This window comes from Rhodococcus sp. FG69 (genome assembly GCF_057808915.1).
The window spans coordinates 1-363 of sequence record NZ_JBMDIX010000132.1 but is presented as its reverse complement, the minus strand read 5'-3'; the positions used below and the strand labels follow the sequence as shown (position 1 = coordinate 363).

Annotated in this window: 1 protein-coding gene; it reads left to right on the top strand. The window is 58.7% G+C overall.

Annotation, left to right across the window (positions count from 1 at the left end):
* A partial coding sequence (locus ACODSO_RS29310; protein ID WP_489040110.1) for an ABC transporter ATP-binding protein occupies positions 1–363 on the top strand: 363 nt, incomplete at both ends.

The window sequence follows — 363 nt, the reverse complement described above, 5'->3', positions numbered from 1 at the left end:
CGGACCAAAATATCAGCAAGTATTCCTCGCGTGCCTTTGCCCGTGAAGTTTCTTTTCTGCCACAACATCCCGTGGCTCCGGAAGGGGTACTAGTGCGCGACGTCATCGGTTACGGCCGCTATCCCTATACAGGGGCGCTAGCGACGATGCGGGCCGGAGATCATGCAGCGGTTGAGCGTGCTGCCTCGCGTGCTGGGGTGAGCGAGCTTCTCGACGCCCCCGCGGCAGATCTTTCCGGTGGTCAGCGCCAGCGCGTCTTCCTCGCTATGACTTTGGCCCAAGAAACGCCAATTACCTTGCTTGACGAGCCGACTACTTACCTCGATCCCGCGCACCAATTGTCCATTTTGGATCTGATTCGAG